A 15,517-nucleotide genomic window follows, 5' to 3' on the forward strand; every position below is an offset into this window, starting at 1 on the left:
GATGCCGATTCATCTCGAATGCATGTCGCACACGCCCTTGCACGGGTATTTCGACCCCAGTCCGGAAGTCGTCGCGGAAGTCGAACTGGTGCAGCGCGCGGCGCGCGAGCGGGTCGATGCGTTCGATCCGGAGCTGGTGATCGTGTTCGCGCCGGACCACTACAACGGATTTTTCTACGACGTGATGCCGCAGTTCTGCATCGGCGTGAGTGCGACGGCCATCGGCGATTTCGGCAGCGCGGCCGGCCCGTTGCCCGTCGCGCGCGATGTGGCGCTCGCGCTCGCCGATGCCGCACTCGCAAGCGATATCGACGTAGCCGTTTCGTATCGCATGCAGGTCGATCACGGCTGCGCGCAGGCGCTCGAGGTACTCACCGGTGGCATCGACCGCTATCCCGTGGTGCCCGTTTTCATCAACTCGGTTGCGCCGCCGATGGCGTCGTGCCGCCGCGCCCGGCTGCTCGGCGATGCGATTGGCCGTGCCGTCGCGCGCATGCCGCGGCGCGTGTTGCTGATCGGCTCGGGCGGTATTTCGCATGAGCCGCCGGTGCCGGAAATCTCGGGCGCGGACGATGTCGTCGCGGAACGGTTGATCGCGGGGCGCAACCCGTCGCCGGCGTCGCGCGATGCGCGGCAGTCGCGCACCGTCGCGGCGGCCAAGGCATTCGCGGCGGGTGACAGCCGGCTGCATCCGCTCAATCCCGCATGGGACCAGAAATTTCTCGAACTGCTCGAACGCGGTGAACTCACCGCCGCCGATGGCTTCACGAACGAAGCGATCACGCGTGAGGCAGGCAAGTCCGCACATGAGATCCGCACGTGGGTTGCGGCATTCGGTGCGCTTGCGGCGAGCGGTCGCTACGAGGCATCGATCGATTACTACCGTGCGATTCCGGAATGGATCGCGGGCTTCGGCGCGATGCACGCGCGAGAACGGACTCTTTCCAGGAGATAGAACCATGTCGGATGACAGCAACATTCTTTCGATGGCCGCGCGCCTGCGTGAGGCGCAGTCCTTGCGTCGGGCGATCGCGCCACTGCGCGATACGTGTCCCGAAGGCGATCCGGCACTCGCGTACGCGATCCAGCAGATCAACAACGACTTGCGCGCGGCGAACGGCGAGCGCGTCGTCGGCAGGAAGATCGGCCTGACTTCGCCCGCGGTGCAGAAGCAACTCGGCGTCGACCAGCCCGACTTCGGCGCGTTGTTCGCGTCGATGGCTTACGGCGACAGCCAGCCGATGCCGCTCGCCTCGTTGATTCAGCCGAAGGTCGAAGCGGAGATCGCACTCGTGCTCGACCGCGACCTGACCGCCGAGAAACACACCTTCGCGGATCTGATCTCGGCGACCGCGTATGCGGTGGCCGCGATCGAGGTCGTCGACAGTCGCATCCGCGACTGGGATATCCGGTTTTTCGACACCGTCGCGGACAACGCGTCGAGCGCGCTGTTCGTGCTCGGTAGCCGGCCGGTGCTGCTGCGCGATATCGAGCTGAGCGCGTGTGCCATGACGCTCACGCAGGACGGCGAAGTGCTTTCACGCGGCAATGGAAGTGCGTGCCTCGGCAATCCACTGAATGCGGCTGCGTGGCTCGCGGATCGGATGGTTCGACTCGGCACGCCGCTGCGCGCCGGCGACATCGTGCTGACGGGTGCGCTCGGCCCGATGGTCGCGGTGAACGCGGCCGGCACTTATACGGCACACATCGAAGGGCTCGGCGGTGTGCGCGCCAGTTTCAGCGAATGACGGACGGAGACATATCCATGGCAGCAGACAACACCAAGTGCAAAGCCGCGATCATCGGATCGGGCAACATCGGCACCGACCTGATGATAAAGATCATGCGTCGCAGCCGGCATCTCGAGGTCGCGGCGATGGTCGGCATCGATCCGGCCTCGGACGGTCTCGCGCGCGCGGCGAAGCTCGGCGTGGCGACGACGCATGACGGCGTGGAAGGGCTTGCGCGCCTGCCCGTGTTCGACCAGATCGACTTCGTGTTCGATGCGACGTCTGCCGGCGCACATGTGGCGAACGACGCGTTCCTGCGCACGCTCAAGCCAGGCATCCGCATGATCGATCTGACGCCCGCTGCCATCGGCCCGTACTGCGTGCCGGTGGTGAACCTCGACGCGCAACTCGATGCGCCGAACGTGAACATGGTCACGTGCGGCGGACAGGCGACGATCCCGATGGTCGCGGCAGTGTCGCGGGTCGCGAAGGTGCATTACGCGGAGATCGTCGCGTCGATCAGCAGCAAGTCGGCGGGACCTGGCACGCGCGCCAACATCGACGAGTTCACCGAGACGACGTCGAAGGCGATCGAAGCGGTCGGCGGTGCCGGCAAGGGCAAGGCGATCATCGTGCTCAACCCGGCCGAGCCTCCGCTCATGATGCGCGACACGGTCTATGTGCTGTCCGAAGCGGCAGACCGGACGCTGATCGAAACGTCCGTCGATCAGATGGCCGCGGCGGTCCAGGCCTATGTGCCCGGCTATCGCCTGAAGCAATCCGTGCAGTTCGACGACATCCCCTCCGCTGCGCCGTTGCATATTCCCGGACTCGGCCGTTTCAGCGGACTGAAGACCTCGATCTTCATCGAAGTGGAAGGCGCGGCACATTATCTGCCGGCCTACGCGGGCAATCTCGACATCATGACTTCCGCCGCGCTGGCAACGGCCGAACGCATGGCCGCGTCGCTCGTGAACGCCTGAAGCAAGGAGCACCCGATCATGGACAAAAAACTCTATATCTCCGATGTGACGCTGCGCGACGGCATGCACGCGATCCGTCATCAGTATTCGATTCAGAACGTGCAGGACATTGCTCGCGCGCTGGATGACGCGAAGGTCGACAGCATCGAGGTCGCACATGGCGACGGCCTGCAGGGTTCGAGCTTCAACTACGGCTTCGGCGCGCACAGTGATCTGGAATGGATCGAGGCGGTAGCCGATGTGGTGAAGCACGCGAAAATCGCGACGCTGCTGCTGCCCGGCATCGGCACGATTCACGACCTGAAGGCCGCGTACGACGCGGGCGCGCGTGTCGTACGTGTCGCGACCCATTGCACGGAAGCGGACATTTCGAAGCAGCACATCGAATATGCGCGCAGCCTCGGCATGGATACCGTCGGCTTTCTGATGATGAGCCACATGACCACGCCCGACCACCTCGCTATCGAGGCGAAGAAGATGGAAAGCTACGGCGCGACCTGCGTGTACGTGGTCGATTCCGGCGGCGCGATGAACATGAACGACATCCGTGCGCGCTTCAGGGCGCTCAAGGCCGTGCTGCGCCCCGAGACCCACACGGGCATGCATGCCCATCACAACCTGAGCCTCGGCGTGGCCAACTCGATCGTCGCGGTCGAGGAGGGGTGCGACCGCATCGATGCGAGCCTGGCGGGCATGGGTGCGGGAGCGGGCAATGCCCCGCTCGAAGTGTTCATCGCGGCGGCCGAGCGCCTTGGCTGGCATCACGGCACCGATCTCTATCGCCTGCTCGATGCGGCCGACGATATCGTCCGCCCGTTGCAGGACCGACCGGTGCGGGTGGACCGCGAAACGCTCGCGCTCGGCTATGCGGGCGTGTATTCGAGCTTCCTGCGGCATTCTGAAATCGCGGCGAAGAAGTACGGCCTGAAAGCCGTCGACATTCTCGTCGAGCTCGGCAAGCGACGCATGGTGGGCGGTCAGGAAGACATGATCGTCGACGTCGCGCTCGATCTGAAGAAGCGCGAAGCACGCGCCTGAACCATTCGGTATGCCACGCGCCATGAAGAGCGCTGCATCGTTCAACCTGGAGACATCAATGAAAACGTCAACGGCTTCCCCCCCGCGCGCCGGCAGCGCCATCACCATCGGCCTGTGCTTCGCAGTCGCGCTCCTCGAAGGGCTCGATCTGCAATCCACCGGCATCGCCGCACCGCGCATGGCACGCGAGTTTCATCTCGCTGCCGCGCAGCTCGGCTGGGCATTCGGCATCGGCGCGCTCGGTCTGCTGCCGGGCGCGGCGATTGGCGGCAGGCTCGCGGATCGCATCGGCCGCAAGCGCGTGCTGATGATGTCGGTCGCGCTGTTCGGGATATTCTCGATCGCAACGACCCAGGTGTGGGATCTGCAGAGCCTGCTCGTCGCGCGCTTTCTCACGGGCCTCGGTCTCGGCGCTGCGATGCCGAACCTGATCGCACTGTGTGCGGAGGCGGCAGCGCCCGGACAACGCAGCACGGCGGTCGGCGCGATGTACTGCGGCATGCCCTTTGGAGCGGCGCTCGCGGCGGTAATCGGCATCGTCAGCCCGAGCGTCGAGGCCTGGCGGCATATCTTCTACGTCGGCGGGATCGGCCCGCTGCTGACCTTGCCGCTGCTGGCGCTTTTCATTAAGGAGTCGACGCACTTCGTCGCGGCTGGCCAGGGTGCGACCCATGAGTCGAAGGACGGCATCGCGCGTGCGCTCTTCAGTGACGGGCGTGCGGTGACGACCATCGCGCTGTGGATCAGCTATTTGGGGACGCTGATCGTGCTGTACTTCTTGATGAACTGGTTGCCGTCGATGGTGCTCTCGCGCGGCCTCACGCCGGTACAGGCAAGCATCGTGCAGATGATGTTCAACATCGGCGGTGGCGTCGGTGCGATCGTGATCGCCGGCCTGATGGATCGCATCGGCAAGCGCGTGGTCGTGGTCGGCATGTATACCGGCATCGCGACTGCGTTGCTTGCGCTCGCCAGCGCGAACGACAGCACGTCGATGGCATTGGGCGGCCTGCTGGCGGGCCTGTTTCTCGTCGGCACGCAGTCAGTGCTGTACGCGCTCGCCGGTGCAACGTATCCGACGCGGGTTCGAGGCACGGGCGTCGGCGCGGCGGTGGCCGTCGGCCGCGTCGGCTCGATGGTAGGCCCGCTGATCGCCGGGCAACTGTTTGCGCTCGGCCAGAGCGCGTCGATGCTCGTGATCTCCAGCATTCCGCTCATCGTGATCGCGGCGCTCGGCGCGCTCGCGGTGGTCGGGAAATTTCCGCGCGAGTCGGCCGACGGCTCGCGCACGTTTGGAACCGAATCAATCTGACGAAGGAGCTCGACATGACTGACACTGTGACTCATAGCGAAGCCGCGACCAGCAAGTACGTGAACGTGGTGGAAGGCGGCACGGAACTGCGCGTGCACTACAACGACACCGGCGCGGGCAAGGAAACGCTCGTTCTGCTGCACGGCTCCGGTCCGGGCGCGAGCGGCTGGGCGAACTTCCATCGCAATGTGGACGCGTTCGCGAACGCGGGTTATCGCGTGATCCTCGTCGACTGTCCCGGCTGGGGCAAGAGCGATTCGATCGTCTGCACCGGCTCGCGCTCCGACCTCAACGCGCGCGTGCTGAAGGGCGTGCTGGATACGCTCGGCATCGAGCGCGCGCATCTCGTCGGCAACTCGATGGGCGGGCATAGCGCGGTGGCCTTCGCGCTGTCGTATCCGGAGCGCGTCGGCAAGCTGGTGCTGATGGGCGGCGGCACGGGCGGTCCGAGCCAGTTTGTGCCGATGCCGACCGAAGGCATCAAGCTGCTGCAAGGGCTGTATCGCAACCCTACGCTCGAGAACCTGAAGAAGATGCTCAATGTGTTCGTCTACGATGCGAGCACGATGACGGAAGAGCTGATGCAGACGCGGCTCGATAATATGCTGGCGCGGCGCGATCATCTCGAGAACTTCGTGAAGAGTCTGGCGGCCAATCCGAAGCAATTTCCAGACTACGGTCACCGGCTGAACGAAATCAAGGCGCCAGCGCTCGTGATTTGGGGGCGCGACGACCGTTTCGTGCCGATGGATGTCGGCCTGCGGCTCGTTTGGGGTATGCCGAACGCCGATCTGCATGTGTTCGGGCGCTGCGGGCACTGGGCGCAATGGGAGCACGCGGAGCGATTCAACCGGATGGTGCTGGAGTTCCTGCGCCAACAACAAGCCGTTTAGTCTGCTTTCCGCGATCCCTCCGTCGGGCGGCTTCTGTGCTTCGAAAGCGGCCGTCGACGGGCACAGGCGTCGTACGACCGAGATGGGTCGGTGACGGTCAACCGCGTGCGGCGATAGCCGGCCACCAGCTGACATTTGGCGTCTGAAGTCGAAATGCTGGCTTCTCGGCTATCTCCGGCCGCTCCTGATATGAGACCCTCCCGGACAAGCGCACGTCTGCTGCCGAGCAAGCGAGCAGACTATTTCCCCGCCGACAGATCCGGGAGAGACAGGAAACGAGGGCATTCGCCTCCAAGGAATAGGCCGACTATCAAACTCAAACTCGACTACGTTGGCGCGTCGTTGCGAATACCGATCACGTAACGCGCATTGCGCGCCACGGACGGGTCGGGATCGGCGGCCAGCCGGGCAAGCAGGGCCGACGCCGTGCCATTGAATTCGGCGAGCGCCTGACAAATCCGTACACGGGTCGGGACATCGGCTCGACCGTCCGAGATCGCTGCTTCAAAGCGCTCCACAATTTGCCTTGCGATCGCGGGGTCTTCCGCCAAATCGGCTAACGCATCGGCCGCCTCGACATCGTGAGTCCCGCCAAGGACCTGCTCGATCAGCAGGGGAATGGCGTCGCGTATCCCCCATCCGCCAAGCACCCGCGCAGCGCGATACCGCACGCGCTCCGCGGGGTCGAGGAGCGAGCCACGCAAGGTCTCCACCGCATCGGAACCACCGAGTTTCGCCAGCGCGAGCACGGCCCGTTCGCGTACTGCCGGATCGGGCTGTTGAAGCGCCGCGCCAAGTACGCTGGCGCCGCTGCCTACGGTTCTTCCCAGCGCCCAGTGCAGCGCACCTGCGACATTCGGCTCCTGTTCCTGGAGCAGTGCGTGGGCGATGAGTGCTGCAAGCGGGGCATCGCTGGACGCCGCGTCAAACGCAGCACGCTGTCTCTCAGGCGCATGCGTCGACTCCAGTCCTTTCAACAGATGCACGACATCAAGCACTGCTGACCAATCATCGGGAGAGGTGGCGGACACGGCAGTCAGCCGGCAAAGCAACGCTTGCTCTGCGGCCAGCCGCTCGCGGCTGCGAGCCATCAGCGCGTCAATGAGCACATCGGGGCGAGGCGCCTGTTGGTTGAGCGCCTGACGCACCTCGGCCAGCCCAAGGCCCAGCGAACGCAGGCTCTCCACCTGGAACAGGCGCAAGGCATCGGCTTGCGAATACTCGCGGTATCCCGCTTCCGTACGTCCCGATGGGCTGACCAGTCCGATCGCGTCATAGTGCCGCAGCATGCGCGCGCTGACGCCGGAACGATTGGCCAACTCGCTGATGCGCATCACTTGTCTCCGGTGTCATCTGGTTCACGCCGCGTCGTGTGTCGGCCTTGGCTCCCGTCGAGCCTCGAAAATTCTAACAAACCGCCAACGGCTTCCATCACCTCGGCCAATACGTGGCTCATCACATCGATCGCCGTCAACCCGCCTATTCATCGGCGTAGGGCAACGGTGCACCTGCGCGCCACGCATCGGCTGGATCGAGCACAAACGCACTCTCCGGGTCCGCGATGAGCCTGAGGCTCGCGCAGGCATGAACGCGAACCGCCGGGTCCGTGTGTCGGGCCGCCGCATCGAGCGGGGCCATGGCGTCGTCTCCAAGCATGAGTAAGGCCCGGCTCAGACTGCGCTTGAGGTCCTTGTCGCCGCGGCCCAGCTCGCGAACCAGTTCGCGTGCCAAGGCGGCTCGTTGCCAGGTCGGCACCAGCCCTGCCGCGGTGCGCCACGCAGTTCGTGCCACCTCCGGATCGGGGTCATGTAGATGCACGCTCGTGATCGCTGACCAGGTTGCGGGGTCGCCGATCTTCGAGAGCGTATGCAGCGCCTGGCTACGCGCTTGCGCCAACGGCGAGCGCAGCTCGTCAAGCAGCAATGGCAAGGTCAGATCCTGCGCATGCCGGGTGAGCGCCCAGGTGAGCATGTCGCGAACGAAGAAATCCGGTTCGACACCGCAACGCTTCACCAGTATCGTGATCTGGCCTGGATCGGGAGCCGTGCCGGCACCCAGCGCAGCCGCAAGACGGAGCGAAGCGTCCGGATGCTCGAGTGCCGTGGTCAGTGCGTGACGGGAAGTCGGGGGATAGTGACGGGTCATGAACGCCTCCTCGCCCGACAGTGGACGCCTTGTCACTGTGACAAGGTCAAGTGTTTTCGGGCGAGGGGCGAATTGCACGCCCAGGCAGCCGTTCGTGGGGCCGATTACCGCCTTCTCCGCGGGTGACGGGCGGCCAGTTCCGGTCACTCGACAGTGCGGTCGGATTTGATGACAATCTGAGCAGTGCTGCTCGTTTAGGCTGCGTAGATCCGCGATGAATCTCAATGAAAGATTAGTCGAAATAGCCCGACAGTCATCTTGGTGTCTGTCGGCGCTGTCGGCGGCACGTGCAATGGGGCTGAAATCCTGGTGCATTGGCGCAGGGGCCATTCGTAATTTGGTCTGGGACTCGCTCCACGGATATGTGACTCCGACACGCCCAGCCGACGTCGATTTAGCCCACTTCGACCCGTCCGATTTGTCGTCGATTCGCGATGCCGAAATCCAGCGCAGCCTCACGGCGCAGTGTCCCGAAATTCCGTGGGAGGTCACGAATCAGGCCGCTGTTCATCTCTGGTTCGAGAGCGCCTTTGGGCATCCGGTGCCCCCCTTCAGTTCACTGGCCGAAGCCATTGCGTCGTGGCCGGAGTACACGACGACGGTAGGACTGACTTTGCTTCGTGACGGGACAATTGATGTCTGCGCGCCATACGGGCTCGACGACCTCTTTTCCATGGTGGTACGACGCAATCCAGCGCGTGTCAGCATTGATACCTATCTTCAGCGAATCCAGCAGAAAAGATACAAGGACCGCTGGCCCCGTGTGACCATCATCATTTAGAGATGCCGCAGGGCAGTTAAGGGGCGAGTTACCGACGGAAGTCGACCATAAATGGTCAATCGACGCGAGAGGATTCCCGAATGCTCACAACAGCGTTCGTCGTTGAGGTTCCCGCAGCCGAGTCAACAGTAGCGGACCTTCGGAGCCGGTTTGATGCTACCTCTGACTTGGGCGTGCCGGCGCATATCACGGTCCTGTTTCCCTTCATGCCGCCTGACGAAATTACGCCCGATGTCCTTCATCAGGCACGAAGCGCGCTGAGTAACGTGCGGCCGTTCGAATTTTCGTTGAGGAAGGTCGAGCGGTTTGCGGTCACCACTTATCTTGCTCCCGATCCGCCAGAACCGTTTGTCGCCTTGACGACTGCGCTGGTCGAGCGATTCCCCATGTTTCGCCCCTATGGGGGCGCACACGATGGCATCGTTCCACATCTGACTGTCGCACACGGCGATGCTGCGACAGCACATTTGGCTGCCGTCGAGCTCGAACATCGTCTGTCTGCGCGGGAGGCGATTCGAACGTGCTGTAGCGCTGTCGCTCTGCTGGGGAACTCGTCGGGCCGCTGGAGGAAGATGCATGTGATTGATCTTCCAAATGTCTACGTGTAGTGACGATCGACCGCAGTCCGGTCTGGACTGTTCCATGGGACTATGCGTCTGGCCCATCTGAAGCGAATGGCTGCTTTGTAGAACGCTGACCGTCCGCTTCAGGTCGATCACCGCCATTGGCGACGAACAGTCGTATTATCCGAGACCTAATCTGACGTCGACCCGCCAGTCAGATCCCGGCCTATACCCCCGATGCTACCGATGGCGTCTCTTCCAGTCGAACGATGGAAGCTCGATACGACTGGCGACAGACCCGTTCCAGGACGTTTCGAACCCGGCCCGCGCAAGCGCTTCCGCGACCCGGCGGCCCACTACCGCACCGCGCGCGTCGTCGCCGGCGAGGTCGCCGAAGGCGAGCGTGAGGCCGTGTCCATCCAGCGCTCTTTCGACATCCTGTCCGTGATAAAAGCAGTACCCGTGATAGCGCCCTTGCGGCGCGTCCTGCACGGCTTCCGAAACGTCCGAGTGGCCATCCGACATCGTGTATCCGGCGTTCGACAGCGCGCAGATGCCGTCGTCGTCCAGTTCATCGAACACGCGATCCAGCCGATCGCAATCCGTCTCCCGAGGCCAGGACCGTTCTGCCGCAGCCTTGCGTTCGAATTCCGACTCGATGAAACCTTCCAGCCGATCCGCGTCACAGTCCGGCTCCAGGATGTCCTCCATCATTTCCCGGACATCATCGGGGGCGTTGAAGCCTGACCAGACCCATTTGGTGATGCACTCCATCACGTATTTTTCGGTGTCCGTCACGTCATGGCCTCCAGGTGTCGTCTTCGATCTTCAACGCCGCTGCCGGCCGTTACTCGCCAGCGACAGTCCTGCTCGACGGTTCGCACCGGCGTATTGAAACCGTGTCGAGCGGCGAACGTCCCTCCGGAAAACGGTTCGGCGTCTCGATGCGCGCCAGCGGCGCCGCCCGTTTTCGCGAGCACTAGCACCAGCACCAGCGTGCGCGATCCGCAGCTTCCAGCATCACCATGTCGAATGCGCTTTCTCCAATTGCCGGTGCTCATCGTCGCGGCACCGTTTCAGCGGAGGGCAGGATCGATTTCGGCACTGCTCAATCCGAATCCCGCCATGCGCGCGCGATGCTCCGGCGAGCCCAGATACGAGCGCAGCTGCTGGTTGACCACATCGAGCAACGCGCTGTTTTGTCGATTGAACGAGAAGGCGCCCAACGGCGGCCGGTGGTGTATCCGGCCCGCTGGCGGTCCGTGCGCGACGGCCTCGAGCAATGCGCCGCCCATCCGCTTCGCCACGATCCGAAGTCCGAGCGCAGTACTCGCGTACGCGTCGACCGCGCCGGCGCGCACCGCGTCGATCGCATCGGCTTGCCGGTCGAACAGGGTGATCTGATGCTCGCTCACGCCCGCGTCTTTCGCCGAGTCGTGCTGTACCTGTCCGGTAATGATGCCAAGACGTGCATCGGGACGCGCGGCAAGCGACGCATAGCCGGTCAGTTGCTTCGGGTTTCCGGCGCGAACGAGAAAGCCGTCCGCGATTCCCCACACGGGTACGCTGAACGCGACCTTGGCGGCGCGTTCCGGCGTAACGAAGAGCGGAACGTTCATGTCCCAGCGGCCTGCGGCGACACCGGGCAGCAGTTCACTGAACGTCGTCAGGTGAGGTTCGATCCGCGTGACACCGATCGCCCGAAGGATCTCGCCGGCGAGATCGAGGTCGGCACCGGTTGCCGTGCCATCCGGTTCCGTCCATCCAAATGGCGGTTCGTCGAGGTATGCAATCGTTACCTTCATCGCTTCTTCTCGCGAGCGGGGACGGCCGCCGAATCGGGAGCCGATTGCCGACGATTCTAATACGCCGCTCGCAGGGCAGGGCCGGCCGCAGCCGGCCCCCATGATGCGACTACCTGGGCCGCACTCAACCCGCCGCGTTCCGATTCGCTTCGATCACGGTCAACGCCGTCATGTTCACGATCCGTCGCACGGTCGCGCTCGACGTGAGGATGTTCACCGGCGCATTGACCCCCAGCAGGAACGGCCCGACCGCGACGTTGCTGCCGGCTTCCGTCTTGAGCAGGTTGTAAGCGATGTTCCCTGCATCGACGTTCGGGCACACGAGCAGGTTCGCCGCGCCCTTCAGCGGCGACATCGGCAGCAGCCGCGCACGCAGCGCCTCATCGAGCGCGCAGTCGCCATGCATCTCGCCATCGGCTTCGATATCCGGCGCGTGCGCGCGGATGATCCCGAGCGCCTTGCGCATCTTCACGCCCGACGCCGCGCTGCCCGACCCGAAGTTCGACCGCGACAGCAGCGCGGCCTTCGGCGTGAGGTTCAGCCATTCCATCTGCCGCGCGGCCGCGATCGTGAATTCAGCGATCTGCTCGGCATCCGGGTTGTCGTTCACGTGCGTATCCACGAGCGCGACCGTCCGCTGATTGAGCAGCAGGATGTTCATCGCCGCGTAGGTCGATGCATCGGGCTTCTTGCCGATCACTTCATCGACGAAGCGCAGGTGATTGTGATACTCGCCGACCGTCCCGCAGATCATCCCGTCCGCATCGCCGAGCCGCACCATCATCGCGCCGATCAGCGTCAGGCGCCGGCGCATCTCGACGCGCGCCATTTCCTTCGAGATGCCGTCGCGGCAGCGCAGTTCCCAATACGTGGTCCAGTATTGCGGGAAGCGCTCGTCGTATTCCGGATTGGTCACCTCGACGTCCTGACCGAGACGCAGGCGCAGGCCGAACCGCTCGATCCGCGCGAGCAGCACCTCCGGCCGGCCGACCAGGATCGGGCGCGCGAGCTTCTCGTCGACGATCACCTGCACCGCGCGGAGCACGCGCTCGTCCTCGCCTTCGGTGAACACGATGCGTGCCTTGCCGCCGTCGCGCACGAGCTGGCGTGCGGTCGCGAACAGCGGCTTCATGAACGCGCCCGAGTGGTAGACGAACTGCTGCAGCTGCTCGACATACGCGTCGAGATCCGCGAGCGGGCGCGTCGCCACGCCGCCTTCGATCGCCGCCTTGGCGACGGCCGGCGCGATACGCACGATCAGGCGCGGATCGAACGGCTTCGGAATCAGGTATTGCGGACCGAACGACACTTCGTCGCCGCCGTAGGCCGCCGCGACGATGTCGTTCTGCTCTTCCTGCGCGAGGCCGGCGATCGCGTGAACCGCGGCGATTTCCATTTCGCGGGTGATCGTCGTCGCGCCCACATCCAGCGCGCCGCGGAAGATGTACGGGAAGCAAAGAACGTTATTGACCTGGTTCGGGAAATCCGAGCGGCCGGTCGCGATCACGACGTCGTCGCGTGTCGCGTGCGCGAGTTCGGGGAAGATCTCCGGCGTCGGGTTGGCGAGCGCGAGAATCAGCGGCCGCGCGGCCATCGCCTTCAGCATCTCCGGCTTCAGGATGCCGCCGACCGACAACCCGAGGAACACGTCCGCGTCGCCGATTACTTCGGACAGCGTGCGCGCATCGGTTTCCTGCGCGAAGCGTTCCTTGGCCGGATCCATCAGCGTGGTGCGGCCGCGATAGACGACGCCTTCGATATCCGTCGCCCAGATGTTCGCGACCGGCAGCCCGAGGTCGACGAGCAGGTCCAGGCAGGCCAGCGCCGCCGCGCCGGCACCCGACGTCACGACCTTCACTTCCTTGATCGACTTCCCGACCACCTTCAGCCCGTTGATGAACGCGGCGGCGACGGTGATGGCGGTGCCGTGCTGGTCGTCGTGAAAGACGGGAATCTTCATGCGCTCGCGCAGCTTGCGCTCGACGGTGAAGCACTCCGGCGCCTTGATGTCCTCGAGGTTGATCCCGCCGAAGGTGGGCTCGAGGCCGGCGATGATGTCGACGAGCTTGTCGGGGTCGGTCTCGTTGATCTCGATGTCGAACACGTCGATCCCCGCGAACTTCTTGAACAGCACGGCCTTGCCTTCCATGACCGGCTTGGACGCGAGCGCGCCGATGTTGCCCAGACCCAGCACGGCGGTGCCATTGGTGATGACGCCCACCAGATTCCCGCGGCTCGTGAAGCGGTGCGCGTTCAGCGGCTCGGCGGCGATCGACTCGCAGACGCTGGCGACGCCGGGCGTGTAGGCGAGCGCGAGATCGCGCTGCGTCACGAGCGGCTTGCTGGCGACGACGGAGATCTTCCCCGGGGTCGGAAACTCGTGATAGTCGTACGCGGCCTGCTGCTGGGTTTCTGTCTGTTTCATGTTGTCGGGTCCGGGCGTGCGCGTCAGGCCAGTCCCGACGCGATCCATGGAGGTGATTCTAGGGATCAGCCATAAGGAGATGATTCTGTTTTAATATCGGTCCATCACTTTTTCATGATGGTGCGGCGGTACGGCAATGACATTCGACGCGAACGACGTGGTCAGGCGGCTTGGCGCGCGCCTGAAGATGCGGCACCTGATGCTGTTGCTGCAGATCCAGCAGCACGGGTCGCTGACGCGCGTCGCGGAGCACATGGCCAGCAGCCAGCCCGCCGTGACGAATGCGCTGTCCGAGCTGGAAAGCATGTTCGGCACGCCGCTGTTCGAGCGCTCGTCGCGCGGGATGCGGCCGACCGCGCTCGGTTCGGTCGTGCTCGAGCGCGCCAAGGCGATGCTGAAGGATCTCGACCATCTCGCCCGCGAGATGGAGGCGGTCGCCGCTGGCCATGCGGCGCACCTGCATATCGGCGTGATTCCGTTTATTTCGGGCCAGATGCTGTCGGCGGCGCTCAAGCGCCTGCAGTCCCGGATGGAACGGCGTCTGACCGTGACGATCCACGAAGGCACCAGCGATCAACTGCTGTTGCAGCTCAAGGACCACAGCGTCGACCTCGTGATCGGGCGCGCATCGTCGGCGATCGATCTGGGGCAGGTCTCCTTCGAAGTCCTGTACCAGCAGCAGCCCCGCATGATCGCGAGCCGGCGGCTCGCCGCGAAACTGGCCCGCACGAAACTCGACTGGGAGAAGCTGCACGCGCTGGACTGGATTCTCGGCGCGCCCCACACGCCGATGCGGGAGCAGGTGACCGACCTGTTTCTGTCGGCGGGCATCGCGCCGCCCGTGCCGATCGTCGAAAGCTACTCGTCGAAGCTGATCGGCGAAATGATCGCGTCGAGCGACGACGCGGTGTCGATCGTGCCGGCCGATATCGCGGAAGAAATGGTGCGCATCGCCGGCGTGGCGATCGTGCCTTACTCGCTGGTCTGGACGTTGCCGCCCATCGCGCTGTTTACCCGCGCTGCCGAATCGCATGCGCCGACGCGGGATGTGCTCGTGCAGGCGCTGCGCGAGATCTGCAGGGAAACCTACGTCGAAGCGCCGCGATAAGCCTTCGGTTGCCGGCCGGTACGTGCGCGGCCGGCAACCGCGTCATTCCCGCTTTTCATCGTCCGCCGATTCACATGGCGTGCTGTGGCGGGCGTGTTGCAATTGCATGGCTCGTCATCGTCAACTGCGTCGTCAACCATCACTGGAGCGTCACGGCGCATGGCCGGCAACAGAGGCGGCAAGCCCGATGCTGGCACGACTCGATTTCGTCATCAAGAAACGAGCGGCATGGGTGAATTTCCAAATAGTGGTTGTTCATCGCGCGGTGCTTGTCCTACCCTCATAGTCGGTCCACAAGGAAGGCTCGCGGCGGCCGCGTACCGTATCGATTCCATCGTCTTTGTCGCTTGTTCCGTCGCAGTTCGGCGGATTATCAACGTCAGACGCGTGCATGTCGATTCGTATGGTGTGCGTTGCATCATCGCTGCCGTGATGGCATGGGTTGCCGGCCAACGATAATGCGCCGGCGTGTGCGGTGCGATCGGCAAGCAGCCGTTTGCCGGAAGGGTATCGGGATGTCGGGCAACCTGCTCGCGCCTGGCGCGGTGAGGGCCCGGATGTTTTTTCGATCGATTGCGGACACAACGTGCGCGCTCGCGAGGCATGCAGCGGGCGGTCGAGACGTGGAGGGGGCGAGCTTGATTTTGCGACTCACATTCAAACATTTCGCATGGCTGATCGTGGCCGCCGCACCGGCGGCCGCGTTCGCGCAGACGAGCGTGACGCTGTACGGC

The 15,517-nt window shown here is 64.2% G+C and carries 15 protein-coding genes; 9 read left to right on the forward strand and 6 right to left on the reverse strand.

Annotation, left to right across the window (positions count from 1 at the left end):
- Nucleotide 1 precedes the first annotated feature (1 nt).
- From DIE17_RS23655 to DIE17_RS23680, 6 genes are read left to right on the forward strand one after another with little or no spacing between them, the layout of a single operon-like run.
- Nucleotides 2–955, forward strand: a complete 954-nt coding sequence (locus DIE17_RS23655) for a 3-carboxyethylcatechol 2,3-dioxygenase (RefSeq protein ID WP_124485184.1) — start codon at nt 2–4, stop codon at nt 953–955.
- 4 nt (nt 956–959) lie between these two features.
- Nucleotides 960–1,748: a 2-keto-4-pentenoate hydratase gene (mhpD, locus tag DIE17_RS23660; protein ID WP_124921362.1), complete on the forward strand. Its 789-nt coding sequence runs from the start codon at nt 960–962 to the stop codon at nt 1,746–1,748.
- 17 nt (nt 1,749–1,765) lie between these two features.
- Nucleotides 1,766–2,713: an acetaldehyde dehydrogenase (acetylating) gene (locus DIE17_RS23665; protein WP_124485186.1), complete on the forward strand. Its 948-nt coding sequence runs from the start codon at nt 1,766–1,768 to the stop codon at nt 2,711–2,713.
- A gap of 15 nt (nt 2,714–2,728) precedes the next feature.
- Nucleotides 2,729–3,751: a 4-hydroxy-2-oxovalerate aldolase gene (gene dmpG, locus DIE17_RS23670; protein ID WP_311766789.1), complete on the forward strand. Its 1,023-nt coding sequence runs from the start codon at nt 2,729–2,731 to the stop codon at nt 3,749–3,751.
- A gap of 58 nt (nt 3,752–3,809) precedes the next feature.
- Entirely contained in the window at nt 3,810–5,063 is a 1,254-nt protein-coding gene (mhpT, locus tag DIE17_RS23675; RefSeq protein ID WP_124921363.1) for a 3-(3-hydroxy-phenyl)propionate transporter MhpT, read from the forward strand.
- A gap of 14 nt (nt 5,064–5,077) precedes the next feature.
- Nucleotides 5,078–5,956: an alpha/beta fold hydrolase gene (locus DIE17_RS23680; RefSeq protein ID WP_124521544.1), complete on the forward strand. Its 879-nt coding sequence runs from the start codon at nt 5,078–5,080 to the stop codon at nt 5,954–5,956.
- A gap of 326 nt (nt 5,957–6,282) precedes the next feature.
- On the opposite strand, the gene DIE17_RS23685 is transcribed toward DIE17_RS23680, so the two are convergent.
- A complete protein-coding gene (locus tag DIE17_RS23685; RefSeq protein ID WP_124921364.1) occupies nt 6,283–7,290 on the reverse strand; it encodes a HEAT repeat domain-containing protein in 1,008 nt (335 codons plus the stop codon).
- 145 nt (nt 7,291–7,435) lie between these two features.
- Nucleotides 7,436–8,101 carry a HEAT repeat domain-containing protein gene (locus DIE17_RS23690; protein WP_124921365.1) on the reverse strand — a complete coding sequence of 222 codons (666 nt, stop codon included), beginning with the start codon at nt 8,099–8,101 and terminating at the stop codon, nt 7,436–7,438.
- A gap of 214 nt (nt 8,102–8,315) precedes the next feature.
- On the opposite strand from DIE17_RS23690, the gene DIE17_RS23695 reads away from it, so the two are divergent.
- On the forward strand, nt 8,316–8,882 hold the full coding sequence (locus tag DIE17_RS23695) for a nucleotidyltransferase family protein (protein ID WP_124921366.1): 567 nt from the start codon (nt 8,316–8,318) through the stop codon (nt 8,880–8,882).
- A gap of 80 nt (nt 8,883–8,962) precedes the next feature.
- Nucleotides 8,963–9,490, forward strand: coding sequence for a 2'-5' RNA ligase family protein (locus tag DIE17_RS23700; protein WP_124921367.1), 528 nt, complete (start codon nt 8,963–8,965; stop codon nt 9,488–9,490).
- 195 nt (nt 9,491–9,685) lie between these two features.
- Here DIE17_RS23700 and DIE17_RS23705 read toward each other — a convergent pair whose 3' ends face one another.
- The 4 genes from DIE17_RS23705 to DIE17_RS23720 all read right to left on the reverse strand — a co-directional run bounded on the left by DIE17_RS23705 (nt 9,686) and on the right by DIE17_RS23720 (nt 13,675).
- Nucleotides 9,686–10,243 (reverse strand): DUF6891 domain-containing protein, encoded by a 558-nt coding sequence (locus DIE17_RS23705; protein ID WP_124891696.1) that lies wholly within the window; start codon nt 10,241–10,243, stop codon nt 9,686–9,688.
- On the reverse strand, nt 10,240–10,506 hold the full coding sequence (locus tag DIE17_RS23710; protein ID WP_124891697.1) for a hypothetical protein: 267 nt from the start codon (nt 10,504–10,506) through the stop codon (nt 10,240–10,242). The genes DIE17_RS23705 and DIE17_RS23710 overlap by 4 nt, the downstream gene beginning before the upstream one ends.
- A gap of 15 nt (nt 10,507–10,521) precedes the next feature.
- Complete coding sequence (locus DIE17_RS23715; protein WP_124921375.1) at nt 10,522–11,250, reverse strand: transporter substrate-binding domain-containing protein; 729 nt, start codon at nt 11,248–11,250, stop codon at nt 10,522–10,524.
- Between the two features lie 124 nt (nt 11,251–11,374).
- Nucleotides 11,375–13,675, reverse strand: coding sequence for an NADP-dependent malic enzyme (locus DIE17_RS23720; RefSeq protein ID WP_124921368.1), 2,301 nt, complete (start codon nt 13,673–13,675; stop codon nt 11,375–11,377).
- A 136-nt stretch (nt 13,676–13,811) separates the two neighbouring features.
- Between DIE17_RS23720 and DIE17_RS23725 the strand changes: the two genes are divergently transcribed.
- Nucleotides 13,812–14,783 (forward strand): LysR substrate-binding domain-containing protein, encoded by a 972-nt coding sequence (locus tag DIE17_RS23725; RefSeq protein WP_124485204.1) that lies wholly within the window; start codon nt 13,812–13,814, stop codon nt 14,781–14,783.
- Nucleotides 14,784–15,517 lie beyond the last annotated feature (734 nt).

Source organism: Burkholderia sp. Bp9099, from assembly GCF_003857805.1.
GTDB lineage: Bacteria > Pseudomonadota > Gammaproteobacteria > Burkholderiales > Burkholderiaceae > Burkholderia.